Annotated in this window: 22 protein-coding genes; 7 read left to right on the forward strand and 15 right to left on the reverse strand. The window is 43.8% G+C overall.

Annotated elements, in window-relative coordinates; translation table 11 throughout:
- Positions 1-348: a succinate dehydrogenase, hydrophobic membrane anchor protein gene (gene sdhD, locus MHN00_RS12115; protein WP_014949446.1), complete on the reverse strand. Its 348-nt coding sequence runs from the start codon at positions 346-348 to the stop codon at positions 1-3.
- Positions 342-716, reverse strand: a complete 375-nt coding sequence (gene sdhC / locus MHN00_RS12120) for a succinate dehydrogenase, cytochrome b556 subunit (protein ID WP_014949445.1) — start codon at positions 714-716, stop codon at positions 342-344. Before sdhC ends, sdhD begins: the two co-directional genes overlap by 7 nt.
- A 704-nt stretch (positions 717-1,420) precedes the next feature.
- On the opposite strand from sdhC, the gene MHN00_RS12125 reads away from it, so the two are divergent.
- Positions 1,421-2,698: a citrate synthase gene (locus tag MHN00_RS12125; RefSeq protein WP_014949444.1), complete on the forward strand. Its 1,278-nt coding sequence runs from the start codon at positions 1,421-1,423 to the stop codon at positions 2,696-2,698.
- Positions 2,699-2,797: 99 nt separating this feature from the next.
- Complete coding sequence (locus MHN00_RS12130) at positions 2,798-3,220, forward strand: DUF3429 domain-containing protein (protein ID WP_014949443.1); 423 nt, start codon at positions 2,798-2,800, stop codon at positions 3,218-3,220.
- Between the two features lie 263 nt (positions 3,221-3,483).
- On the opposite strand, the gene MHN00_RS12135 is transcribed toward MHN00_RS12130, so the two are convergent.
- The 4 genes from MHN00_RS12135 to MHN00_RS12150 form a co-directional block, all read right to left on the reverse strand.
- Positions 3,484-4,944, reverse strand: coding sequence for a phosphomannomutase CpsG (locus MHN00_RS12135; protein WP_239301273.1), 1,461 nt, complete (start codon positions 4,942-4,944; stop codon positions 3,484-3,486).
- 195 nt (positions 4,945-5,139) lie between these two features.
- Complete coding sequence (locus tag MHN00_RS12140; RefSeq protein WP_239301274.1) at positions 5,140-5,643, reverse strand: GNAT family protein; 504 nt, start codon at positions 5,641-5,643, stop codon at positions 5,140-5,142.
- A gap of 115 nt (positions 5,644-5,758) precedes the next feature.
- On the reverse strand, positions 5,759-6,622 hold the full coding sequence (locus tag MHN00_RS12145; RefSeq protein ID WP_156086415.1) for a pirin family protein: 864 nt from the start codon (positions 6,620-6,622) through the stop codon (positions 5,759-5,761).
- Positions 6,623-6,706: 84 nt separating this feature from the next.
- Positions 6,707-7,672 (reverse strand): glutathione S-transferase family protein, encoded by a 966-nt coding sequence (locus MHN00_RS12150; RefSeq protein ID WP_014979276.1) that lies wholly within the window; start codon positions 7,670-7,672, stop codon positions 6,707-6,709.
- Between the two features lie 219 nt (positions 7,673-7,891).
- On the opposite strand from MHN00_RS12150, the gene tcdA reads away from it, so the two are divergent.
- Together tcdA and MHN00_RS12160 are read left to right on the forward strand one after the other, a co-directional pair.
- Entirely contained in the window at positions 7,892-8,668 is a 777-nt protein-coding gene (tcdA, locus tag MHN00_RS12155) for a tRNA cyclic N6-threonylcarbamoyladenosine(37) synthase TcdA (protein ID WP_014949437.1), read from the forward strand.
- Between the two features lie 111 nt (positions 8,669-8,779).
- A complete protein-coding gene (locus MHN00_RS12160; protein WP_014949436.1) occupies positions 8,780-9,193 on the forward strand; it encodes a hypothetical protein in 414 nt (137 codons plus the stop codon).
- A gap of 90 nt (positions 9,194-9,283) precedes the next feature.
- On the opposite strand, the gene MHN00_RS12165 is transcribed toward MHN00_RS12160, so the two are convergent.
- The gene (locus MHN00_RS12165) at positions 9,284-9,754 is read right to left on the reverse strand and encodes a DUF2919 family protein (protein ID WP_014976532.1); all 471 of its coding nucleotides are present in this window, start codon (positions 9,752-9,754) and stop codon (positions 9,284-9,286) included.
- A gap of 306 nt (positions 9,755-10,060) precedes the next feature.
- Here MHN00_RS12165 and rimO point away from each other — a divergent pair, with 306 nt between their 5' ends.
- Both rimO and MHN00_RS12175 read left to right on the forward strand, forming a co-directional pair.
- Positions 10,061-11,515: a 30S ribosomal protein S12 methylthiotransferase RimO gene (gene rimO / locus MHN00_RS12170; RefSeq protein ID WP_014949434.1), complete on the forward strand. Its 1,455-nt coding sequence runs from the start codon at positions 10,061-10,063 to the stop codon at positions 11,513-11,515.
- Positions 11,516-11,676: 161 nt separating this feature from the next.
- Positions 11,677-12,489, forward strand: a complete 813-nt coding sequence (locus MHN00_RS12175; RefSeq protein ID WP_239301275.1) for a transporter substrate-binding domain-containing protein — start codon at positions 11,677-11,679, stop codon at positions 12,487-12,489.
- Between the two features lie 128 nt (positions 12,490-12,617).
- Here MHN00_RS12175 and MHN00_RS12180 read toward each other — a convergent pair whose 3' ends face one another.
- The 6 genes from MHN00_RS12180 to MHN00_RS12205 all read right to left on the reverse strand — a co-directional run bounded on the left by MHN00_RS12180 (position 12,618) and on the right by MHN00_RS12205 (position 20,069).
- Positions 12,618-13,277, reverse strand: a complete 660-nt coding sequence (locus tag MHN00_RS12180; RefSeq protein ID WP_014949432.1) for an SDR family oxidoreductase — start codon at positions 13,275-13,277, stop codon at positions 12,618-12,620.
- A 131-nt stretch (positions 13,278-13,408) separates the two neighbouring features.
- A complete protein-coding gene (kdsB, locus tag MHN00_RS12185; protein ID WP_239301276.1) occupies positions 13,409-14,158 on the reverse strand; it encodes a 3-deoxy-manno-octulosonate cytidylyltransferase in 750 nt (249 codons plus the stop codon).
- 42 nt (positions 14,159-14,200) lie between these two features.
- Positions 14,201-14,395 carry a Trm112 family protein gene (locus MHN00_RS12190; RefSeq protein ID WP_014949430.1) on the reverse strand — a complete coding sequence of 65 codons (195 nt, stop codon included), beginning with the start codon at positions 14,393-14,395 and terminating at the stop codon, positions 14,201-14,203.
- A gap of 5 nt (positions 14,396-14,400) precedes the next feature.
- Positions 14,401-15,432, reverse strand: a complete 1,032-nt coding sequence (gene lpxK / locus MHN00_RS12195) for a tetraacyldisaccharide 4'-kinase (RefSeq protein ID WP_239301277.1) — start codon at positions 15,430-15,432, stop codon at positions 14,401-14,403.
- Positions 15,429-17,177 (reverse strand): lipid A export permease/ATP-binding protein MsbA, encoded by a 1,749-nt coding sequence (gene msbA / locus MHN00_RS12200; protein WP_014976526.1) that lies wholly within the window; start codon positions 17,175-17,177, stop codon positions 15,429-15,431. Before msbA ends, lpxK begins: the two co-directional genes overlap by 4 nt.
- Positions 17,178-17,384: 207 nt before the next feature.
- The gene (locus tag MHN00_RS12205) at positions 17,385-20,069 is read right to left on the reverse strand and encodes a DNA internalization-related competence protein ComEC/Rec2 (protein WP_239301279.1); all 2,685 of its coding nucleotides are present in this window, start codon (positions 20,067-20,069) and stop codon (positions 17,385-17,387) included.
- Positions 20,070-20,189: 120 nt separating this feature from the next.
- Between MHN00_RS12205 and MHN00_RS12210 the strand changes: the two genes are divergently transcribed.
- Positions 20,190-20,717: a DUF2062 domain-containing protein gene (locus tag MHN00_RS12210; RefSeq protein WP_014949426.1), complete on the forward strand. Its 528-nt coding sequence runs from the start codon at positions 20,190-20,192 to the stop codon at positions 20,715-20,717.
- A 224-nt stretch (positions 20,718-20,941) separates the two neighbouring features.
- On the opposite strand, the gene ligA is transcribed toward MHN00_RS12210, so the two are convergent.
- Positions 20,942-22,978 carry an NAD-dependent DNA ligase LigA gene (ligA, locus tag MHN00_RS12215; protein WP_239301281.1) on the reverse strand — a complete coding sequence of 679 codons (2,037 nt, stop codon included), beginning with the start codon at positions 22,976-22,978 and terminating at the stop codon, positions 20,942-20,944.
- A 291-nt stretch (positions 22,979-23,269) separates the two neighbouring features.
- Positions 23,270-24,847 (reverse strand): cell division protein ZipA, encoded by a 1,578-nt coding sequence (gene zipA, locus MHN00_RS12220; protein ID WP_239301283.1) that lies wholly within the window; start codon positions 24,845-24,847, stop codon positions 23,270-23,272.
- Positions 24,848-24,867 lie beyond the last annotated feature (20 nt).

A 24,867-nucleotide genomic window follows, 5' to 3' on the forward strand; every position in this document is an offset into this window, starting at 1 on the left:
TTACACTCCCCACAATACGAATAGGCCAACAGCTACATAGCCGAACGCGATGATATTTAAGATATATTGTAGTCCTGCGCGCAGACCTGCTGATTTAACATAGTCTGTAAGCACCTGCCAAAGGCCGATGCGCACGTGGATCATCACTGCTACTAGTGCTGCCAATGTGAAAACTTTCATAGCCAGGCCAGAGAACAACCCTCGCCATTCGATAAACGTTAGGTTATCGGTGGTAATAAAGAACCACGCCATGAAAACCGAGTACGCGAAAATAATTGCTGCTGTAGCGCGAAGTGAAACGTAGTCTTGTACGCCGTCACGCTTAATGCTTGCTTGGTTGGTTACCATAATGCAACTCCCAATACTACGGTCAGTACAACCCAAAGTGCGATTACTGCTTTTGCACTTGTGTTACCCGACTCTAATTCTTCCCAGTGACCTAAATCCATAACAACGTGTCTTAGGCCGCCTAGAATGTGATATGTCAGCGCTGAAGCTGTGCCAATTGCGACAAATTTTCCAAAGAAACCGTCCATGATTGCTTGTACGTCCGCGAAACCTTCAGGCGAATGAACAGAAACTGCCCATGCCCAGATAACAAAAAGTAGCGCGAAGAACATTGCAACACCGGTTACACGGTGGAGAATTGACGAAATAGCAGAGGGCGGAAATTTAATAGTATTGAGTTCTAAATTTACTGGTCTTTGCTTTTTCACAATGTATGCCTGTTTAATCCGTAGGGGATAATGAATTTCTTACCTTTATTATGTCCTGAGTAAGTGAATTCGATTTTTAACCTGTTAATTGCCTCATCCATTGAGTTGTTAACAATTTGTGAATTATTCTTTAATGCCTGTAACAGAATAATTATTCCATTTCCAAAGCACCGCTGAGTATATCCAGCGTAGTATATAATTACAATTTTTTGTGCCGTAGTAAGACTTTAGTCGCTATATACACTTTTATGATAATTATTTTGAATAAAAAGAGATCAAAATTGAGCGCAACACGTTTAAACGAGCGCAATTACAGTGTTAAGAAGTTTACCAGCAGCTAAATGGAATAACTATGCATAACAACGAGAAATTAAGCACTTTTAATCTGTATGCGTATTTATTCCTCATCAAAAGGTTACTTTTTAAACTAACCTGTTAATATATTTATCGTTCGGTGGTTTACCTTTATCGAAAAGCCATTGATAATTGCACCGTATCGGGCAAAGTGAAATCCCAACGAGTTAATTAATCGTTATCTGATTGCTAGTATTTTTTTAAGCAATTCGGAATATTTATTGTGCAAATATGCAATTAAATTGACTTGTTGGTGCATAATAAAGTACAAATACGCCCACTTTTCCCAACGAAGCGGATATTTTCGTCCGTTTTCGCTGCAAACAGAACCATTCTGAGGAGAGCATTTTATGGCAGATCAGAAAGCCATTCTTAAAGCCGGCGGTAAGGAAATCGAGCTTCCTATCTTGTCTGGCACCGAAGGACAAGATGTAATCGATGTCCGTACGTTAGGCCAGCACGGTTATTTCACGTACGACCCAGGTTTTATGGCGACAGGATCTTGCGAGTCTTCAATTACCTACATTGATGGCGCTCAAGGTGTATTATTACACCGCGGTTTCCCTATCGAAGAACTAGCGCGTGACGCAGACTACTTAGAAGTTTGTCACATGCTTCTTCACGGTGATGCACCGACAAAAGAACAGTACGAAGAATTTAAAGAGACAATTACTCGTCACACCATGGTACATGAACAAATTAACATGTTCTTCCACGGTTTCCGCAACGACGCCCACCCTATGGCAATGCTATGTGGTACCGTTGGCGCGATGTCTTCGTTCTACCACAGCGATTTAGACGTTTCTAATGAAGAACAGCGCATTCGCAGCGCGCACCGTCTAATTGCTAAAATGCCTACTCTTGTCGCTATGTGCTACAAGTACAATGTAGGTCAGCCGTTTGTTTATCCACGAAACGACTTAAGCTATGCAGCTAACTTCCTGAACATGATGTTCTCTGTACCAGCAGAAGAATATCAAATCAGCCCAGCTGTTGAGCGCGCGATGGACCGTATCTTTACGCTTCACGCAGACCACGAACAGAATGCTTCAACGTCTACCGTTCGTCTTGCCGGTTCTTCTGGTGCGAACCCATATGCATGTATTTCTGCTGGTGTTGCTTCACTTTGGGGTCCTGCTCATGGTGGTGCAAACGAAGCATGTCTGAACATGCTAGAAGAAATTGGCACAGTTGATCGTATTCCTGAGTTTATTGCACGCGCTAAAGACAAGAATGACCCATTCCGTCTTATGGGCTTCGGTCACCGTGTTTATAAGAACCACGATCCACGTGCAACAGTAATGCGTGAAAGCTGTCACGAAGTATTAAGCGAGCTTAACGTAAAAGATCCACTACTAGAAGTAGCGATGGAGCTAGAAAAGATTGCGTTGAGTGACCCGTACTTCGCAGAGAAGAAACTGTTCCCGAACGTAGACTTCTATTCTGGTATCGTACTTAAAGCGATTGGTATTCCAACTAACATGTTTACGTGTATTTTTGCCCTGTCTCGTACAGTAGGTTGGATTTCACACTGGCATGAAATGATGAGCGACCCTAAACAAAAAATCGGTCGTCCTCGTCAGCTTTACACTGGTCATAACCAGCGTAAGTACACGCCAATTAAGTAGTAAATTAGTAAATACTGAACTAAGTATTACGCTTAATAGTAAAAATAGCGCCTTTAAGGCGCTATTTTTGTTTATACAAGATTACTTCAAGGAACAACAATGCCCTATTCAGCGGTTTTTCTAGGTATTGCCGGTCTCATTCCTTTTGTGGCTATGCCACTGGCTTATCAGCTTAACCTGTTATCGCTTACACAAAGCGCCGTTTACTTTGTCCAATACTCAGCCGTGCTATTGTCTTTCTTTGGTGGTATCCATTGGTGGGACGCAATAAGTAATCAACGTTACGACAAGCAAATGCTCGTCGCTATGTTGCCGACCATAATTGGGTGGTTGTGTTTAGTGTTCTCTCACGACGTGAAGGTGTTTGGCGTGTTATCGCTAAGCTACGTCGCCGTACTTATTTACGACAAGTTTATCCTTAGTCTTCCTAAAGAGCAGATTGTAAGTTACATAAGCTTGCGGATGGGATTAACAAGTGTCGTTGTTATCTGTCACGCGTGGATGATTTACTTGCTCGTCTAACGTTGTTACTAAGAGCTTAGCGTTAAAGGCATGACATTAGTTAATTGCAAAAAAGTAATAGAGGCAAAAGCCTGCGGTGATTAAGCGAGTGTCTAACTCAAACCGTAAAGTTACGCATAACCAGCTTAAGCAATTGATAAATAGAGCTTTAACAAGTTCAAATCTCGAAAACAAAAAAGGCGATAATATCAAAATATTATCGCCTTCGTTTTTTACTTATCTAGGGCCTGTTGACCTAGCGTTATTAACGAAAAGTACCGTGGTTATTCAGCGCGAATAAGCGAAAGTAGCTCTTCGGTTTTTTGTTCCATCAACGCAATGTCGCCTTTACTTTCAACGTTTAAACGAATAACTGGCTCAGTATTCGATTTACGTAAATTAAAGCGCCATGTGCCAAACTCCAGGCCCAAACCATCGGTAGTATCGATTACGCTGGCTAGTGGCTGATATTTATTTGTAACGCGTTCCAGCGCTGCGTCAGCATCTTTTAGTTTACTGTTAATTTCACCAGAAGATGGAAACGCTTCAATTCGCGCTTTTACCATACTCGCTAGTGTTTGCTTTTTCACACACACCAATTCGGCAATTAACAACCAAGGGATCATGCCTGAATCACAGTAGGCAAAATCTCTAAAGTAGTGGTGCGCACTCATTTCACCGCCATAGACCGCATCTTCTTTGCGCATACGCTCTTTAATAAACGCATGGCCGGTTTTCGACTTAATGGGTGTACCACCTGCATTCGCTACGATATCTTCTGTATTCCAGTATACGCGAGGGTCATAAATGATTTTACTGTCGGTGTTTTTCTCGATAAAGGCTTCAGCAAGCAAGCCAACGATATAATACCCTTCAATAAATTCACCATCAGCGTCAAACAAGAAGCAACGGTCGAAATCACCATCCCATGCAATGCCAAAATCAGCTCCCGACGCTTTAACAGCGTCAGCCGTGTCAGCACGGTTTTCAGGTAACAATGGATTGGGGATGCCGTTTGGAAATGTACCATCAGCATTGTGATGTACTTTAACAAACTCTATCGGAACACCCTGCACTTTCATTTCTTTTTCAATAGCGTCTAGCGCGGGGCCTGCGGCACCATTACCTGCATTAACCACCACTTTTAACGGCGTAAAATTGCTCAAATTAACGTAAGAAAGCATGTGAGAAACATAGTCAGACATACACGATTTAACCGCATATTTATCGGTTTCAGAAAGCTTGTCTTCTTTTACATGGGCCGTACCGTTAAAAAACGCATCAGCATCAATCAACGCACCCTCCGTGTAGTGTGCTAATCGCTCTGAAACGAAGCTATCTTCTAGTGCTTCCGCTTTCTCTTTTATCGCGTTTAGGCCTGTGTCGCCACTAATTGGAACAGAGCCTGACTTCACCAGTTTCATACCGTTGTAATTAATGGGGTTATGACTTGCTGTTACTTCAATGCCACCATCAACGCCAAGGTGTTTGGTAGCGAAATAAATTTCTTCTGTTCCTGCCATGCCAATATCGGTCACTGTTGCACCAGCATCGATTAGACCCGCGCTTAACGCTAATTTTAATGGTGTTGACGTAAGACGCACATCACTACCAACAACAACAGTTTTCGCATTTAATTCTTGCGCAAAAGCATAGCCAATTCGATACGCAACATCTTCAGTCAGTTGTGAGTTCAATTCGCCACGAATATCGTACGCTTTAAAGCAGGTAATTGGGGTTGACATTTGGATCGAAATTCCCTGTGTTTTAACTATTTATGATTACATTATCGCCTTTTACAACAAAAAAGCGCATACGCCCCTTTTGTTATTGTCGTAAAAGAGATTAGACATACCGATATTAAATCATTAGAGGGAGTGAATTACTAATTCAATTTGAATAGCGCAACGTTTTGCTCACGCTGTTTTCAATCGATGAGTTTAAAGCGCAAGTTCGAAGTAGATACTGTTATGGAAAGCGCCTAGATGACGATACTTTCGGCGAAAGCACAGCTTTGGACTAAAGCCATTCTTGATAAGAACTTTTTCAGAAGCGGCATTATTGTCCATGACTTCTGCAGTGAGCAATTTTATGCCCATGCTTTTGGCCTCCTCAATTAAAAATGAGACGCAGCGAGAAGCAATGCCTTTTCCACAATCCTTCTCTGCAACTCGATAGCCGATTTCCGCCTTGTCGCCTGCTCTATTTTTGATGTTAGCACGCGCTACAATCTGGTTATTTCGTTGCTCATCAACAAGCAAATAACCCCAAGCTCTTTCCTGCTGTTGTAAGTAAAGCAATTCGCTAATGTGGTAGCCAACGCCATCCAATGAATAGAACGCTGCCTCTCTTGGTGCTATAGACAATTCAAAATAGGCTTTGTTACTACGCTCAAATTCTAAAAGTGATAGCACATGTTTTTCGGCGACGCTTTCAAAATGCATTGGCAGTGCAGCTCCTTGCTGAACCTAATGAAGAGGTATTGACTAAAAGCCCAATCTACTACCAGTCCGCATAGATAATTACCCATCGTCGAATCAAATCAGGCAAACCTTGTATCTACTTTGCTAATGAACCGCTTTGGTAATCGTTAAATGCCTGAACAATTTCCTGCTGAGTGTTCATTACAAAAGGCCCATATTGGACCACAGGCTCTTCAATAGGTTTACCTGAGACCACTATAAACTTACAACCTGTATCAGCGGATACAGATAGCTGCTTGCCACTTTGTGACAAAACACCCAACTCTCCCTGCGACACAATTGTTTCTTTGCTAAGTTCGCCGCTATTAATGACCACGTTTCCCTCGTACGCATAAATAAAGGCAGCTTCATCCGAACCCAGTGCAATTTCCGAACTCCCGCTTCGTAGTGCAACGTCTAAAAAAGTAGGAGCAACCGCCGTTGTCTTCACAGGCCCTTTCACACCGTCAATTTCACCTGCTAACACTTTGATTACTGCATCTTGAATGTGTACTGTAGGCACACTATCTGGCTGTATGTCTTGATAGTTGGGCGCTGACATTTTCTCTACGGCCGGAAGATTCACCCACAGCTGAAAGCCTTGTAACAAGCCCTCCTCCTGCTCTGGCATTTCTTCATGTATTATGCCTCGACCCGCATTCATCCATTGAATGCCACCAGCATCAATAACCCCCTCATTGCCTACAGAGTCTTTATGGCGCATTTTTCCTGCAAGCATATAAGTAACTGTCTGAAAACCACGGTGAGGATGTGGTGGAAAACCAGCAATGTATTCACCTGGATTATCTGAACCAAAAAAATCCAACATTAAAAAGGGATCGAGGCGAGGTAGTTCAGGTTGTCCGATAATACGAGTAAGCGACACCCCCGCGCCATCACTTGTTGGCATACCTGTAACCACTTTCTCTATCGATTTTTGTTCACTCACTTCCACTGACATAATGTGTATCTACCTTAAATCTTAACCTTCACTATCTTTTACGAACTTCGCGTTTAGCTTTTTGTATTACCGACCTTGGGTGCTTCAACGTCCTATTTTATCGCGCCCGTGAGGCGACATAAGATCTTGCTCTGGCCCAACGGGGATTACCTGGGTTGGATTTATCATAGTGTGGCTGTAGTAATAGTGCCTTTTGATATGGTCGAAGTTTACCGTTTCAGCAACGCCCGGAACTTGATAAAGTTCTTTCATATAGCCGTAGATGTTTGGATAGTCTGCGATTTGTTTTTTATTGCATTTAAAGTGTCCGTGGTACACAGCGTCGAAGCGTATCAGCGTGGTAAATAAGCGCCAGTCAGCTTCTGTTATTTTGCTGCCAACCAAATAACGTTGTTTACTCAACCTTTCTTCAACCCTATCTAGCGCGCAGAACAATGCAGTTACTGCCTCTTCATAGGCCTCTTGCGTTGTAGCAAATCCAGCTTTATACACGCCATTATTTATGTCGTGATACACCATATTGTTGATGGCATCAATTTCTTCACGTTGGGCGTTAGGATAATAATCGTCTTCATTATTAGTCAGTGAATTAAACCCACTGTTAAAAATACGGATAATTTCAGCTGATTCATTATTAACGATAGTTTCTGTTCGTTTATCCCAAAGGATTGGAACAGTGACACGGGTGGTTATCTCAGGTTCTGCCTTAGTATAAATTTGATGGGCATAATCAAAGTTATAAAGCTTATCTCCCGTTGACCCAGGGTAATCTTTAAACTCCCAGCCTTGATCAAGCATCTCAGGGTGTACCACCGAAACATCAATATGCGCCTCCAATCCCTTTAACTTTCTAAATATGAGCGCCCTGTGGGCCCAAGGACAAGCTAACGAGACATAAAGATGATAGCGATCAGATTCAGCGGGAAACGTGGAACCATCTTCGTTACTGACTTTGTCACGAAATTTAGATGCTTGGCGCTCAAATTTCCCACCATTTTTGCTGGTGTCGTACCACTTGTCTTGCCATTTTCCATCAACGAGTAAGCCCATATGCCTGCCCCTTTTTATTATTTCATAAACAATGAATTCATTTAAACATGTATTGGGTAGAACGTATGTCGCTTAAAATCGGATTTATTATTCGAAAAAACTGGAGTGTCTTGATCTTTAGTGTCCACTTTTGAGATGATGCGCGCCCTGCTAGCGTGTTTGCACGTTTTTGTGTAAACACACGCCTTTGAGTTAGTTTATTTTTAAGTGAAGTGAAACATGTCTGATGATCCACGTTTAGGCGGTATTGTGCGTTTATATGGCGCACAGCAAACTAATAATTTAGCCAACAGTCATGTGGCTGTAGTCGGCATTGGCGGTGTGGGAAGTTGGACTGCAGAAGCACTAGCTCGTTCGGGCATTGGTACTATAACCCTTATTGATTTAGACGATGTTTGCGTAACTAATACAAATCGCCAAATTCACGCGCTTTCAAATACCATAGGAGAAGCAAAGGTCGACGCTATTGCATCGAGAATTCACTTGATAAATCCTGCTTGCAAAGTGAATTGTATTGAGGATTTTGTCACTCCAGAAAATACGGCCACACTTTTAACCAAAGAAATGCACGCTGTGGTCGATGCCACCGACAGTATTCGCGCTAAAGCGGCGATGATAGCTCACTGTAAACGCAATAAAATTCCCATTGTTACGGTTGGCGGCGCGGGCGGTCAAATAGACCCAACTCAAGTCACTAAAGGCGATTTAGCTAAAACAACACAAGACCCCCTAGCAGCTAAGCTACGCAGTGAGCTTAGACGTAACTATAATTTTAGTAAAAACCCAAAACGCCGCTTTGGCGTTGAGTGTATCTATTCAACAGAGCAATTGCGCTACCCACAACCTGACGGCTCGGTTTGTTACAACAAATCTGCAATGGAAGGTGGTACTCGACTAGACTGTGCAGGCGGCTTTGGTGCTGTGGTCACGGTAACCGCCACCTTTGGTATGTTTGCCGCTGCAAGTGTAATAAATAGATTAACTGGACAAAAATAGACTTTAGCCGATAACTTGCGCACAATAGTCAAAAACTTATAACACCTTGTCTTAACGACTTTTTAAGCGTTAGCTTGTTATACCAAAAGTATCGGTGAGAAGGAGAACAACATGTCACCTGATGAACTCAATAAATTAATGGCAGATTGCGCGAAGGACGCTGTGGTAACAGCAGCTGATGAGTTCGATATTGTACTCGACCACTCACCCGCTAGCGTAGCACTGGTGGACGACATTTTACTTAGTTTCGTAGATAAATATCACGATTTAGCGTTAGAAGATGAAGCAGTGTTCACCATCTGTAATATCTTTGGCGCTTACGTTGGAGAAATTTTAAAAGCGCAGCTAGATGGTGAATGGATTTACGATCAGTCAAATCCTAAAGCACCTGCCGTTTTTCTTCAGGTTGGTGAAAATACCTATGCCTTAGCGGGTATTTGCTATGAACGTCTGGTTAACGACAGTCAAATCAGCGTATTTGCCTACTATGAACAGGCGTTGGGGAACCACTTACGCAGCCACTAACGTTCTGACAGATTTTGCACTCAGTTTTACGTCTGTTCAATTGAGTGCATTTAATATATTTCCCATAAAGATGTTTTTGGAGAATGAGGTTCAGGGGTTAGGTGTTTCCCAATCCTCTACCATCCACTTTAAATGACGACTTTTTGAAATTGCGTACAAGGCTATACTGTAAAAAACGATTTTTACACCCGTAATAGTTTCAAACCCCCAGTGATGATGCATAGCGTAGTAAAGCTGAACACTTAACAATGCCAACACCCCCAATTGAGCCAGCGGAATAACCCATCGGCGCCATGCTAAAAAGCCTTTTTTCCATAAGCGATCTCGTTGACTAACCAAAGATAACGCAATTAACACCGGTAAACTTGCCGCTAACCCCAACCCTAACGTTTCTTTTTGTGGGTAAAAGAACGTAAGTAACTCACTAGTTTGAGTGCGGGAAGCCAGAGAAAAGACGAACGCGAGCCAGTCAATGCATAGAAGTATAAACACGCTGTAAAGCCAACGGGGAGGTAGAATTCGCCCTGACTCATCATAAAAAGTTAGTGGTAATTTAAGCATGCATTCACTTCTATTTTATTAATTTGAACCCTAAAGCGCATTCAACTCTGATAATGTTTACTTTCAAGAAGTGATAAATGTGGGGGTGAGTAAGGTATTTTTAAACCTTGTTCGTGCCGCTTTTACAATGAAACCCGTGGCCGTTTAAACTTGTTTTCACATTTAGTGACTAACTTACGGCTGTACTGTGAGAATGCGTCAATAATTTATATCTTGGTCGCTAATTATATATACTGCGTACAAGCGTGTTTTCCTGTATAATCCGCGGCCATTTTAAGCTCAGTCATTTTCCAGGTGATATTTTAGATGACAGTAGAAACGTTTAATCCAAACAAAGTAGTAAATAAAACCACCACGCTAGAAACGCCAGTGAAGGTATTAAGTGACAACAAACCTTCGCAACAAAGCAATGGCAGCAGAATTGGTTTTGTTAGCTTAGGTTGTCCTAAGAACTTGGTTGATTCTGAGCGTATTCTTACTCAACTTCGCACCGAGGGTTATGACGTCGTCCCCACGTATAACGATGCAGATTTAGTTATCGTTAACACCTGTGGATTCATTGACGCGGCGGTAGAAGAATCGTTAGATACCATTGGCGAAGCACTTAAAGAAAACGGTAAAGTTATCGTTACCGGTTGTTTAGGTGTTAAAGAAGACGAAATTAGAGAGCTTCATCCAAATGTGTTGGCTATTACTGGACCTCATGCCTACGAAACGGTAGTTGAGCAAGTCCACGATCATCTTCCAAAACCCCAGCACAATCCGTTTGAAGACCTTATTCCTGATCACGGCGTTAAATTAACGCCTCGTCATTATGCTTACTTGAAGATTTCAGAAGGCTGTAACCACCGTTGCACGTTCTGTATCATTCCTTCTATGCGTGGCGACCTTGTCAGCCGCCCAGTGGGTAACGTACTCGATGAAGCTAAGCGTTTGAAAGACGCTGGTGTTAAAGAGCTATTGGTTATTTCACAAGACACTAGCGCCTATGGTGTTGATGTTAAGCACAGAACGGGCTTTTGGAACGGCATGCCGGTTAAAGCACACATGCAACAGTTGTGTGAAAAGCTGGGCGAAATGGGCATTTGGGTCCGTTTACATTACGTGTACCCTTACCCGCATGTGGATGACCTAATTCCACTAATGAACGAAGGTAAAATCCTTCCTTATTTGGATATTCCGTTTCAACACGCCAACAAACGTATTCTTAAGTTAATGAAACGCCCAGGTAGTGCTGAGCGCGTATTAGAGCGCGTTAAAAAGTGGCGCGAACAGTGCCCATCATTAGTCATTCGTTCGACATTCATCGTCGGCTTTCCGGGCGAAACGGAAGAAGAGTTTGAAGAGTTATTGGACTTCCTTCGCGAAGCGCAGCTTGATCGTGTTGGTGCATTCGCCTATTCCCCTGTTGAAGGTGCAAGAGCAAATGACCTCCCCGACCCAGTGCCAGAAGAAGTGAAACAAGCTCGCCTTGCACGGTTTATGGAAGTACAGGGCGAAATAAGCGCAGCGCGACTTCAAGCGAGAATCGGTAACGAATATCAAGTTGTTATCGACAGCGTTGATGCGGAAGGTGCCGTCGGCCGTACCTATGCAGACGCACCGGAAGTTGATGGTCTGGTTCATTTAAACGGTGTTTATGACGTAAAACCTGGCGATCGTGTATGGGCTGAAGTTATTCACGCTAACGAACACGACGTATGGGCAGTATTGTCTGAAGACCAAGACGAAGAAGACGAAGGTGCTGATCCCGCGCTGTAACTTTCGATTAACTGCAGTCTAAACTCGAAAGTCATCTATTCGTTATTTTTGTAACCCTATCGGCTAATTGCCAGTCGATAGGGTTTTATGTATAGCAGACCCTATACATAATTAAACAAGTAAAACTATCAATGCCATCTTCTGTGGTATGTGAATAAAATATGGCAATGTTACCCTACCCCAAACTGAAACACTCTTCCCGCCACATCTTGTCATTTGGCATAGTGCTCATTTTGACTTTTGTATTCAACCCTCGTGCACTTGCCAGTACAGAGTGTAAGACTTTACACACCGCGGGAGCACAACAGTGGTTTCCCTACGCATTTAACGAGTTTGAAGGAAGGTTGAAAGCCACGGGGATAGCATTTGACGTTTTAACCCTGCTAGCACGGGATTTAGGTGTCACACTAAAGATAGAAACCGGGCTCCCCTGGAAACGAATAGAATCCAAACTCGACGCGGGCGAGCTTGATATTTTGGCGGGAAACTATTGGAACGAAGCTCGTAGTCGAAAATGGCTTATCACCGCACCGTTTGCAGCAGAAGAGGTTTACGTTGTGCTCTCTCCTTCACTTTCTCAAACGCGAGGTACCGACCTTTCGCTCAACGCACTCGCGCAATATATTGGTGTGATGCCTCGAGGAATAAGCTTAGGTGAAAAATTCGATAGCATTAAATCAAACTTGAATATTATCGAAGTTAAAGACCACGACAAAATGTATGAAATGATGCGTCGACATCGTGCTGATTACGCAGTTTCACCACAAAGCGCAGCACTAAGCCACTTGAACGACCCAGAAAATGACGGCATGCGAATAAGCCAGTCACCTATATCTTCAAACAATGTACATTTTGCTATCTCCGCCAAATCTAAGTGCGCATCACTATTTCCAGAGTTTAACCAAGCCCTTAGCGCTCGTTTAAAAGACGGTTCTATTAAGCAAATCATTGATACGTATGATTTAACGCGCTAAAAAGCTAAGGCGCGTTGGAATCATGTAGTTAAGAACAGGTGTAGTTTAAAAGTAAAAGAGCGCTTTTCGTAAGCGCTCTCTTGGTGTGATGCATTATTGATTGAGTTTGTGGCAAGCCATCATTAAACCTACCAAGGCAACTCGTCACCATTTGAATGGATGAAGCGACCTGCGTTAGATACATTTAGCTCATCTATGCGTTGTGACAAACGCTCAGCACAGGTATCAGCATCAATATCTCCCGCTCCATTGACCATTTCTGTTTGAACGAATCCAGGATGAAAAATACCTACTGCAATTCCCTTGGGTTTCAGATCATTCGCCATGGAAACTCCCGCCGCGTTTAGTGCGGCTTTGGACATTCGGTAGCCATAGTAGCCGCCTGACCCATTGTCTGCCATTGAACCCATGCGACTGGTTATCATGGCAATTTTACCGTCTTTTGCCATTGCGGGTAATAGTGTTTGAGTAACTAACAATGGACCTAATGCATTAACCCTAAATTGATAATCGATGGTATTTGGATCCCAATCGTCAATACTCTCGCGTCCGAGCACTCCGGCATTATTAATGAGCAAATCGATGTTAACGTCCATTAAAGGTGCAAGCTTTTCAGCCAACATTTCTGGTTGGGATACGTCCACACCTTTGATGATTGTCACACCAGCACTGTTTAGCTCGTCGCAACTGTTTCGACAGGTAGCATAAACTTTCGCACCACGTGCTTTATATTGCTTGGTGAGCGCAAGGCCTATGCCTCTGTTGCCACCGGTAATAACTACGTTCATAACGGTTCCCTTGTTACTATGTGTATGCGTTTAAAAGGTTTCACTCACCTTTTATAAGAACTGGCTGTTTAAATAAGGCTTGTTGCTAATTTACTACAAGGCGTCAGCCCTATTTCAGCACTCATTTCTTATTAACTTATAGTCTTTAAAAGACGTTCTAGATCTTCTGGGGTATCAATTCCAACTGGCGGTGGCGCTATCGCCACCTCACAGTGAATCTTATCGCCATACCATATGGCTCGAAGCTGTTCTAAGGATTCAATTTGCTCCAGAGAGCTAGGCGCATAGGCAACATATTGCTTAATGTATTCAGCACGATAGGCATAAATACCTATATGGCGTTTGTACAGCGACGTATTCGCAGATTGTGGGTTTGCCATCATGTGATCGCGTTCAAAAGGAATAGGAGAACGTGAAAAATAGATAGACTCACCCTTTTCGTTTACCAACACCTTAACGATATTAGGGTTAAACACATCCTCAACACGTTCGATAGGCGTAGATAACGTTGCCATCTGGCACTGAGGCGCATTGGCAAGATTATCTGCAACCTGCCTGATGTTTTCGGCGGGAATAAATGGCTCATCCCCCTGTACGTTAACCACAATCATAGAACTCACAATGCCTTCTTTTTCGATAACCTCAGCAATTCGCTCTGTTCCAGATTGGTGGTTGACAGACGTCATGCATACTTGAGCGAAACCAAGCACAACGTTTTGAATACGTTCATCGTCCGTGGCAACGATGACGTTATCGGCTCCAGCTTCTTTAGCACGTTCAACCACATGTTGAATCATCGGCTTTCCGTCAATTAGCGCTAAGGGTTTGCCAGGAAAACGACTTGAGCCGTATCGAGCAGGGATCACAACTGTAAATGACATAACTTTATTTCGCCCTTATTTACCACTTAGTTTAACGTTTTATTACCGTGTTGCGTCAACATCGTCTAACGACAATGCTGTTGCTTTACTTTCGATAAGTACAGGGATGCCATCTTTAATATCGAAAGCCAATCTATCAAATCGACACACTAACTGGGTGCTATCATCACTGAGAACTAATTTTCCCTTACACACTGGGCAAGCCAAAACTTCTAAAAGCTTTTTATCAAAGGCCATTGTTATTATTCCTGTCCGTCTTGGTTGATCTTCAAACCTGCCTTGGCAAGTTTCACATTTACTAAATTAAAAAAGTCTGGCGCTAAATGCGCGGTAACAGGTAAAAACCAGCAGTCGTTATGAGCAAAAGGTGCAGCTTTAACGGCGTCTTTTTCTGTCATTAATACTCTGCCATTCGGTATGTCTGACCGTGTGATCGCATGGTGATCGGCCAGCGGTATAGCCGAAGAAAGCTGGATACCCATTTCTTTAAGCTGAGAGAAAAAACGCTGAGGTGAACCTATTCCAGCAATTGCGTTGCACGGCACTTTTTGTATCTCTTCAAGGGGACTGGTTCTTACTCTGTTTGAAACAGAGGTGAAGTCCCCAGCTACTAAGGTCATTAGATATTGAGGCGCTACAGCATGGCTAAATGTCGGCATTGAACGGCTATTATGTACTAGCGCATCAACGGTACCAAGGCGCCATTGTCCTTCGCGAAGGGGCCCCATTGGCAGCAAATAACCACTGCCTACTTTTCTATCGTCCATCACCACAATTTCAACGTCGCGATGAAGTGCGTAATGTTGAAGGCCGTCATCACAAATAATTAAATCGCAGTGTAATTCGTCACTTAAGTACGCGGCTCCACGTGCGCGGACTGGATCGATAACAACGTCGCACTGGCTTCTAATGGTCAGTAAACGAGGTTCGTCTCCCACCTCAGACGCATCATCTTCGCCTTTCACTAATCGCGGGTATTCTGGTGATTTAGCGCCATAGCCCCGACTTAAAATGCCGACCTTAATGCCCTGCTTCTGGTAATAATCGGCTAAAGCTAATACGACTGGCGTTTTGCCGTTGCCGCCCACTGATATGTTGCCAACGACAATCACGGGAGCATTAGCCTTAAAGACCTTTTTGATTCCAATTTTAAAAAGTAACCGGCGAATTGCCGAAATAAAGTAGAACAGCAGCGCAAATGGTGAGAGCAGCCACACAAAAGGATGGCCGAAATACCATTTATCGTGCTTGGTTTTACTTTGTGATTGACTCACTTAGTCTCACCAAATTGCAACGCATGCAGTTGCGCGTAGTGACCACCTTTTTCAAGCAATTCGTTGTGTTTACCTTTTTCAATAATGCGCCCCTGCTCCACTACCATAATGCAATCTGCGTTTTCGATGGTAGACAAGCGGTGCGCCACAACAATGCTGGTGCATCGTTTTTGCAGCGTTTCTAATGCGTCTTGGATCAAACGCTCAGACTCTGTATCAAGGGCAGATGTCGCTTCGTCAAGAATAAGTATGGGCGCTTCGGCAAGTATTGCCCTAGCAATGGCAATACGCTGACGTTGACCACCCGAAAGCATTAAGCCGTTTTCACCAATAACCGTATCTAACCCTTCAGGCAAGTTTGATAAGAACTCTTCAACATGCGCCATCTTTGCCGCATTCTCGATGTCTTTACGTGATACGTTTTGGCGCGCACCATAAGCAATATTGTTAGCTATGGTATCGTTAAATAGCGTAACGTTTTGCGATACCACGGCAAACTGCGCCCGCAGATCTTTAAGATCAATATCGTTGAGCGCCGTGTCATCCAAGCGAATTTCACCTTCTTGCGGGACGTAAAAGCGTGTAAGCAGCGACGAGATGGTTGATTTACCACTTCCCGAGCGCCCTACCAAAGCAATCGACTGCCCAGGGTTTGCGATAAAGCTCACATTAGATAACGCGGGCGTCTGTTTTCCTGGATAAGAGAACGTAACGTCGTCAAATTCAATTTTTCCTGTTGCGCGCTCTACTTTGGTTTTCCCTTTATCTTCTTCGTCTGCTTCATCAAGAATTTCAAAAATACTGGCGCAGGCTGCCATACCTTTTTGAAATTGGTTATTAATGGTAGTGAGCTGTTTAAGGGGCTTCAGCAGCATTACCATGCAAAAGACCACATTGATAAATACACCTGCAGTAAGCTTTTCAAGCATACCAGGCGTGCTGGCAATAAACAGAACGACTGCAAGGGCAATTGACGCTATTACCTGTATTGAAGACACACTCAAAATAGAAGTGACATTCAACTTCATTGACTGTTGACGGTTGTGATTGTTTTTCTGCTCGAAACGCTTTTGCTCTATTTCTTGACCGCCAAACATGATCACAACTTTGTGACCTTTCACCGCTTGCTCTACCGACGATGTTAGGTTGCCCATTGATTGTTGAATGTTTTTACTTACAACGCGAAAACGCTTACTAACGATAGAAACAATCACTGCCACAATCGGGCCAATTAAAAGAAATATGAGAGAAAGCTGCCATGAGTAATAGAACATGACACACAGCAAACCGATGACCAGTGCGCCTTCCCTCACCAATGTTAGCAGCGCTTTACCAGATGCATTAGCCACTTGCTCTGTATCGTAGGTGACTTTACTGATAAGCCCGCCAACCGCATGATTATCGTGAAATGCCACTGGAAGATGAATGTATTTTTCAAACAACTGCTGGCGCATGCGCATTACCACCTGAGCACCAATCCAGCTTAGCGTGTAACTACCTAAAAAGTTGAAAACACCCCGTAACAAAAAGAGCGGCACAATCGCATATGCGGCTAGACGTAGATAGTCATGGTCGTTTTTCCCCAGTGACTCGTCAATCATTGGCTGAAGCTGGGAAAATACGAAGGTATCTACCGCGGAATAACCAATCATACCGATGATGGCAAAAACGAAAGGCACTTTATACGCTTTAAGATACTGTAAAAAGCGCTTAATTTGATAATCCGAGTTGTCGGCTTGTTGCATGTAGTTTTTTTAACCTGTTTGAAACGTTAACAAAAACGCGTTGGAAGTATTGTACTCGTTCTCGCTCTAATTCACTAATATAGCGGCAAAATTGGTTAGTCTGCCAACTAAGTGAATAATGTGTGGCCACTTCATACTTATTTAAAGGTATTCGTGCACATCTTCGTTTCGTTACAAGCTAATATTTTTGGCATTTGGCGATATTACTTAGTCTTTGAGGTGTCGTGGTGCAATGCCTGGTAAATACCAGCGATTATTCAACGTTCCACGTTGGGAATCTATATGGAAAGAGTCCTTATCGAAGGTTGCGTTTATATATCCGTGATAGCTTGTTAAATATTGCGTTACGCCCAAACGCTCGTAACGTTTAGCCACAACATACGCAGGAAACTGCCATCTATTCTCATAACCTTGCGTAAAAATCACAGCTTTTGGTGCAACGTGTTCTATAAAAACATTAGTAGAAGACGTTTTGCTTCCGTGATGCGGCGCAATAAGAATGTCGGCACTTAGATTTGTAGAACTCGCTAAAGTATCCATTGAAGCCCCCTCTGAAAAACCATCCATGATTTCACGGGTTATCAACGCGTACTCACTTGTTTTCTCAATGTCACCAGGAATTAACACGCTACCAGAGTCGCTTGTTATTTTAACCACACACGACATGGCATTGTTGTCTTCTTTATTGCCATTTGGCGGCCATAGAAAATTGATTGTTAAATTCTGCCAGCGAATACGCTTTCCTCGCTCACAACCTAATGTTGGTGTGTAGAAAGTGGCTTTTTTAGCTAAGGCGTGTTGTTCAATGGCTAATGCGCCACCTGCATGATCGTTGTCACTATGCGTATGAACTACAACATCTATATTTGAAATATGCCTACTTTCCAAAAAAGGTAACAGGTGTTTCGTTGCAGTATGAGCATTGCCATTAAACTGAGCGCCAGAATCAATAATCATAGCCCGACCTCCCGCAGTCACTGCAATAGCACTGGCCTGGCCCGCATCAAATACATGCAGCGCCCATATCGATTCATTGGTAGGTAACCACTTTTGAAAAATGCTTAGCGATGGGAGCAAGAGAAGCGCTACGCAGATAGCTTTGTACCGCCATGTTGGCAAAAGAAAAATAAAAAAAGCGACAATTAGACAAAGTGCCGCATCACTACTTACGTAAAAATTGATAGCGCTCCCGGAAAACTGACTAAGAACGTTCAAAAGCGATAACAAATACCCTAAACACGCATCACTGTAATGCATAAGCATACCCGTAATTTGTTGTGCGAAACTAAACTCAACAAAGTGAATGACCAGCAACGAAATTAAACAAATAGGTAAAAGTAACGATATGACGGGCAAGGCGATTAAGTTAGTAACAACTGCAATAAAACTGGCGTTACCAAACCATATTAGGGTTAGCGGCATCATTATTACGGTAAGCGCTACTTGTAGTTTAAACAAAGACACATACCATGGTGCTCGATGTAGCCCCCAAACAACAACTAAAAACCAAATGCACAGTACAGCCCCTATGCTCAAGTAAAAGCTAGCGCTTAATATAGAGAAAGGAAACAGCAACAAGCTCAAAGTAAGCATTGTGAGCGCAACATTTACTGGCCGCCATGCATGTCGAGAAAGAGACAGCACACACCCCATAGTTACTAGTATAAGCGCACGCACAACCGGCAATGCGCTTCCACTAAGCAGCGCGTAACAAAAACAAGCAGCGATAAGCACACATAGCACAGAGGCTCTAATTGGCGCGCTGGTTTGAAACATCTTACTTGTTTGCAGCTCTCTGTTCTTTCGTCCTGTTGCCGGATAGTTGATGGAGGCTGAACGTACTAACCAATATTTCGCTCTGCCTAATAGGCCTGTAACATGCGTGAGTAAAAATATAACGGGGTTAAAAAACAATAAGCAGACCCCAGCGATAAGTGATAGATGCATGCCTGATATACTAAACATGTGCCCAGTGCCGGTACGTTGTAACAGCGTCCAATCACCCAACGTAAAGCCCGTTTTATCCCCTAGCAGCAATGCGCGCCACCATCTTTCATGGATAAGGTCTAGCTTCTGCAATGTTGTAGCAAGTCCATAACGCACTGAGTGATTATGCTTTGTTTTATCGTGCTCTATCGACTTGATGTAGCCAGTTGCATGAATAAATTGGCTAACCAACTGCTGTTGTCGGCTAGCTCCAACAGGATTAGCCGTACCGTATGCAGGTTTAAGTTTTACAATTGCGGTGAAGGTATCGCCGTTGTGCAAACAATTTAATTTCACTTGGGACGGAGAAACTGATTGAGGCCGCACGCCTATAGTCTCCTGTTGAGCATATGCGATTTTCTTGTTGGCTAAGCCTTCGCTTTTTCGATCATTTGGGAATTCATAACGTTGGTGAGTAAGACGAGCTTTGAAATTAAACGTGCTAGTTAAAACACGCTTAGGCAAGGGGGAAAGTATACCCTTGTCTAGAAATGTCGCGGTGCTTTCACGGTTGACAGACTCAATAGCGACAACATAGTGATAAGTTGCTTCCAGCACCCTAGCTGTGCCGAAGACACATCCCCCCGACACAACTCGACCTGAAATTGTGACATCTTGTTGAATTTTCCCTTGGGGCAGTTGCCAAGCGTAGTAAAAATGCCCTACACTCGCCACCCAAAGTACTCCAGACAGCAGCCCGCTCACTGCCCAACATAGCAGCACCTCTGGAAATGCATGATGTTCAGCGGGTTTTGTCGTCGAAATGAATATAATGATAGTCACAGATATTATTAAAATGGCAATCATCAATGCCATGCTGTGAGTACTTGGAAGTTTTTGCCAGAAAACTGCACTTATTGCGCTAGCGCAAAAACAGCTTAAGCAAATTGTGATACGATTGACCATGTTTTCACGTAGCAATTGACAGTGAGTGAATGTGAGTGGTGCAAATTCATGTTGCGCAATTCCGTTTACTGTTATTTTTTCTGTCTTTTTTGATTTTATTTTCGAGATGCATTGATATTTATGCCTAAGAAATTTATCCGACGTTTTTTGCCAGATCACCAAAGCATTAAGCAAAACAAAGCTTTAAAAATTTTTGGTAGCGTATTGCACGAGCCCAATCTTTGGCACTTAAACCGTCGTTCTGCATCTGGTGCATTTGGCATAGGTTTATTTTTCGCGTTTTGGCCGGTACCGTTTCAAATGTGGCTTTCTGCCGGTTTAGCTATTCCATTTCGAGCAAACCTGCCCTTATCTGTTGCAACTGTTTGGGTGACTAACCCATTTACTATTCCGCCTATATTCTATGGGGCTTACAAGGTTGGTACTACTGTACTTGGGACCAAGCCTGAGCATTTTGAATTTCAGTTTAGTTGGCAGTGGGTTGTAGAAAGCATTAATACCATCGGCCCTGCATTTCTAGTCGGGTGTGGAATTTGCTCGGTTGTGTTTGGACTAGCGGGTTATTTCTCTTTGAACTGGGTTTGGCGCTTTCAAGTGAAAAAAGCCTGGGAAAGACGCAGACAAATGCGGAATCAAGAAGCCCACTAGCGTGAGAGCCCTACACTTAAGGGTTTGTAGAAATATTTACCTTTTCTCAAGCCCCTTACAACGTTCAGTACAAAGTACGCCGTAAAAGACAGAGCAAGAATTACAAAAAACGCCACTTCATAGAAGTGGCGTTTTTTATTGGTAACAATCAATATGAGTTCGGCGTAAATCTATTCAGGAAAACCATTACGCCTAGCGCTCTTATTGAATTTAAGCCAGACAGACTACTTTTCATGCTCCGATAAAAAAGCGATAAGCGCAGCTTCGTCCCATACCTCAACATCTAGTTCTTGTGCTTTAGTTAATTTGGAACCCGCTTTTTCTCCTGCAACTAGGAAGTCGGTATTCTTACTTACCGAGCCTGCCACTTTTGCACCAAGTAACTGCAAACGTGCTTTCGCGTCAGAACGCCCCATTTCGCTAAGCGTACCGGTAATAACGCATGTTTTGCCTTCAAGAGGCAAATTATCCGAATCTGGCTTTTCAATAGCAGGCCAGTTAATTCCTTCTTTTAACAGCGCATCAATAACATCGGTATTGTGTGACTCGTTAAAGAAATTGAAAATGTGGGTAGCCACCACTTCACCAACGTCTTGGACTTCAACCAGTGCTTCAAGCGACGCCTCGCGAATAGCCTCCAAGGTTTCGAAGTGCGCAGCCAAGTTTGCCGCAGTAGCTTCGCCAACCTCACGGATCCCCAATGCGTATAGGAACTTGGCAAGCGTTGTTTGCTTTGAAGCTTCAAGCGATGCCAGTAGCTTAGTGGCAGACTTTTCAGCCATGCGCTCTAGCCCAACAACATCGCCTAACGAAAGCGTGAAAAAGTCGGCGGGACTGTGCACAAGATCAGCGTCAACTAACTGATCGACTAACTTGTCGCCCAGACCATCAATATCGAATGCTTTACGCGAAGCAAAATGCTTAAGCGCCTGTTTGCGTTGTGCGGCACAAATTAGTCCACCGGTGCAACGAGCAACCGCTTCATCTTCTAGTTTTTCAATCTGCGAGTCACAAACCGGACATTGGCTTGGGAAAGTAATGTCAGTTTCACTTCCAGTGCGATTAGCTTCTACCACAGACACCACCTGAGGAATAACGTCACCCGCACGGCGGATTACCACAGTGTCGCCAACTTTAACGCCTAATCTCGAAATTTCGTCTTGGTTGTGAAGTGTAGCATTCGACACAGTTACTCCACCCACAAATACAGGCTCCAAACGGGCAACCGGCGTGATTGCACCAGTCCTTCCTACTTGAAACTCAACGTCCAGTAACTTAGTCACTTCTTCTTGTGCAGGAAACTTCTGCGCAATCGCCCAGCGAGGCGCTCGAGCCACAAATCCAAGGACATTTTGCAGGTCAATACGGTTAACCTTAAACACAACGCCGTCAATGTCATACGGCAAACTGTCGCGCTTTTCCAAAATGTGGTTGTAGTACGCCAAGCAGCCCTTACCGCCCTCAGCAGTATCGATATCAGGGCACAATGGCAGCCCCCAATTACCCAATTGTTTTAGGCGCTCGCTGTGTGTTGTGGGTAATTCAAAACTTTCAGGTTGCACTACGCCTAGCGAATAAGCATAAAACATCAGCGGGCGCTTGGCCGTAATTTTAGAGTCTAACTGTCGTAAGCTGCCAGCCGCAGCATTACGAGGGTTTGCAAAAACCTTACCACCCGTTTCTTTTTGATGTTCGTTGAGTTTTGCAAAGCCCTCACGAGGCATAAACACTTCACCGCGCACTTCTACGCGCTCAGGATAATGCTCACCACGAAGCGTTAACGGCACATTAGAAATGGTACGCACGTTAGCCGTGATATTCTCGCCTACCTGGCCGTCACCACGGGTTGCAGCACGCACTAATTCACCATTTTCGTACAGAATACTTACCGCTAAACCATCTAGCTTGGGTTCGCAGCTAAAATCTAACGTTGCCGAATCTTTTAGTCTGTCTTTTAAACGTTTTTCGAAGGCAAGCAGTGATTCTTCATCAAAGGCGTTATCCAGCGACAACATAGGAACATCATGGGTAACTTGTTCAAAGGCCGATAACGCTGCGCCCCCTACTTTTTGACTGGGAGAATTCGGGCTTTGAAGCGTAGGATATTGTTTTTCTAGCGCAATAAGCGCCTGCATATCTCTATCATATACTGCATCAGGAACCGAAGGGTCATCCATCACATAGTACTGATAGTTGTACTCATTAAGTGTGTTGCGAAGTGTTGCTATTTGTTGCTTTGCTTGTTCTAAAGAATCTGACATGGAGTTGTTGTCACGCCGTTTAAATAGTTAAAAGTATTACAATTCGTTGCCAAGGCCTATTCGCCCAAGCCGCTGTATGTTTCAAATGGGCTGCAAAAATCTGATCTATTTCAGTCAGGTTGTGAAACGAACAGCCACGCTACAATGCTATGGCTTGCTAGCCCTTGTTATACATCAAAGATCAATAGACCCTAATCAACAGAAAAGGACCTGGGTATGAGCCAAGTCCTTTTTTGTTTTTGCACCTACATGAATAATCCACAAGATTGAGGCGCAAGTGATAAATTAACGCTAGCTGCGCGCAATCATACGCTTGCGCTCGAACTCACGAATTTTCTCGACGTATTGCTGTAAGCCCTGCTTCGTTAATACGCTTCGGCGTCCATCAAGTACTTGTGCGCCGAACTCATCTGCCAATTTGCGGGCTGCATTGTGCATCATGTTAAACACTTGATGAGGGTCACCCTCAATAGGCAATATCATAAACAGTGAAATACCTTGGGTTTCAAAGTTCTCTAGGTTATCAATATCGAAAACCCCAGGCTTAAACATGTTAGCAAGGCTAAACAACACTGGCCCTTTGCCATTTGAGTTTACGTGGCGGTGAAAGATGTCTTGATCGCCAAATTTAAACCCTAATGTTAATAACATAGGTAATAGTGCAGCGCCTGAAATGGGCTCGCCTTCTGGCGTTCTTACATTTAATACTAAAACCTCGGGTTCAATCGACGACTTAGCGGTCTTTGGTGTACTTCCAGCACCATCATTACCTGACTCATTAGCACTAAAGCTTTCATCGCCAAAATCAGCGCTAGCTGCTTCACTGGTGTCAAAATCAATACGCATTTGATCGTCACCAAAATTCGGCTCTTCACGTCTTCTCACTGGCGTTTTGCTTCGTTTGTTACGTGCAAAACGTCGCGGCTGTTCATTTTCTTCATGAACATCGCTGGATGAAACAGACTCTTCGGGTGCATCTAAACTAAAATCAGCAACTTCTCTTTCATTTTTAGCCGGCGGCTGCACTGTTTCAGGCTCTTCCTCCAGCGTTGGGTCTATATAGAACTTCTGTGCAGGACGAACTGGCTCTGCACGCCCTCTTTCTTGATGACCGCCCGCCTGACTCTGAATTGGGTCATGCGATTGCGCGTTATCCGCTCTCTCTTGAATACTTGGAGTATTTGGCTGTTCACTCTCTTCACGCTGAGCATGCGACGCTAAAGACGTTTCCTCTTGCTCTTCGCCTTCACGAAGTAAGAAGCCTGGAGGTTCAGGGAACGCGGCAAGGTTTTCGTCGCCTCTGTTAGCACCTTTTGTTGATGGGCCATCGGGACGAGTTTGCCCTTTCATGTGTGGCTTCGGATTCGTAACCACAGAGCCATAGAGCTTTGGTGCTTTCTCAGCTTCTTCTTTCCCGTCAGACGGCATAGCTGAATTACCAACGCTGCTTGAGCGTTTACCCGCATGCTCACCGTGTGCGCCCTCTTTTCCATCACCGTGCTCTTTTGACGTGGCATGTTGAGACAAGCTATCGTCGTCATCAAGTTCTTCGCTGCTGTAAGCATGTTTTTCATTGATATCGTGATGTGCAGGGCCATTTGCCGTATTCGTCGATACATTGCTTGCAGCCTCATGCTCTTGGTTTTGTGATTTGCTAACCACGCGCACCGCGCCAATGCCAAGCTCGTCAAAGCCTTCTTGCTCGTCCGACTCAAAATCGTTGTCATCATCTTGCCACTGACGGGGCTCTAAGCGCTCTTTTTCTGAAGGCTTACTGTTTTTACGAATTTTCCAAATACCATGGGCAAGCACTGCGATGATAAAAACCGTGCCTCCAAGGAGTAAAAATAGACGTAATTGATCTTCCATTTAATTTCTTTCGCCCTTTG

The sequence above is a fragment of the Alteromonas sp. Cnat2-8 genome (genome assembly GCF_022348355.1).
Classification (GTDB): domain Bacteria; phylum Pseudomonadota; class Gammaproteobacteria; order Enterobacterales; family Alteromonadaceae; genus Alteromonas; species Alteromonas macleodii.

Bases quoted from the DNA above. Each gene is read 5' to 3' on its own strand.
- sdhD (WP_014949446.1), bottom strand. From the start codon at position 348: ATGGTAACCAACCAAGCAAGCATTAAGCGTGACGGCGTACAAGACTAC.
- MHN00_RS12125 (WP_014949444.1), top strand. From the start codon at position 1,421: ATGGCAGATCAGAAAGCCATTCTTAAAGCCGGCGGTAAGGAAATCGAG.
- MHN00_RS12130 (WP_014949443.1), top strand. From the start codon at position 2,798: ATGCCCTATTCAGCGGTTTTTCTAGGTATTGCCGGTCTCATTCCTTTT.
- MHN00_RS12135 (WP_239301273.1), bottom strand. From the start codon at position 4,944: ATGTCAACCCCAATTACCTGCTTTAAAGCGTACGATATTCGTGGCGAA.
- MHN00_RS12140 (WP_239301274.1), bottom strand. From the start codon at position 5,643: ATGCATTTTGAAAGCGTCGCCGAAAAACATGTGCTATCACTTTTAGAA.
- MHN00_RS12145 (WP_156086415.1), bottom strand. From the start codon at position 6,622: ATGTCAGTGGAAGTGAGTGAACAAAAATCGATAGAGAAAGTGGTTACA.
- MHN00_RS12150 (WP_014979276.1), bottom strand. From the start codon at position 7,672: ATGGGCTTACTCGTTGATGGAAAATGGCAAGACAAGTGGTACGACACC.
- tcdA (WP_014949437.1), top strand. From the start codon at position 7,892: ATGTCTGATGATCCACGTTTAGGCGGTATTGTGCGTTTATATGGCGCA.
- MHN00_RS12160 (WP_014949436.1), top strand. From the start codon at position 8,780: ATGTCACCTGATGAACTCAATAAATTAATGGCAGATTGCGCGAAGGAC.
- MHN00_RS12165 (WP_014976532.1), bottom strand. From the start codon at position 9,754: ATGCTTAAATTACCACTAACTTTTTATGATGAGTCAGGGCGAATTCTA.
- rimO (WP_014949434.1), top strand. From the start codon at position 10,061: ATGACAGTAGAAACGTTTAATCCAAACAAAGTAGTAAATAAAACCACC.
- MHN00_RS12175 (WP_239301275.1), top strand. From the start codon at position 11,677: ATGGCAATGTTACCCTACCCCAAACTGAAACACTCTTCCCGCCACATC.
- MHN00_RS12180 (WP_014949432.1), bottom strand. From the start codon at position 13,277: ATGAACGTAGTTATTACCGGTGGCAACAGAGGCATAGGCCTTGCGCTC.
- kdsB (WP_239301276.1), bottom strand. From the start codon at position 14,158: ATGTCATTTACAGTTGTGATCCCTGCTCGATACGGCTCAAGTCGTTTT.
- MHN00_RS12190 (WP_014949430.1), bottom strand. From the start codon at position 14,395: ATGGCCTTTGATAAAAAGCTTTTAGAAGTTTTGGCTTGCCCAGTGTGT.
- msbA (WP_014976526.1), bottom strand. From the start codon at position 17,177: ATGCAACAAGCCGACAACTCGGATTATCAAATTAAGCGCTTTTTACAG.
- MHN00_RS12205 (WP_239301279.1), bottom strand. From the start codon at position 20,069: ATGGTCAATCGTATCACAATTTGCTTAAGCTGTTTTTGCGCTAGCGCA.
- MHN00_RS12210 (WP_014949426.1), top strand. From the start codon at position 20,190: ATGCCTAAGAAATTTATCCGACGTTTTTTGCCAGATCACCAAAGCATT.
- ligA (WP_239301281.1), bottom strand. From the start codon at position 22,978: ATGTCAGATTCTTTAGAACAAGCAAAGCAACAAATAGCAACACTTCGC.
- zipA (WP_239301283.1), bottom strand. From the start codon at position 24,847: ATGGAAGATCAATTACGTCTATTTTTACTCCTTGGAGGCACGGTTTTT.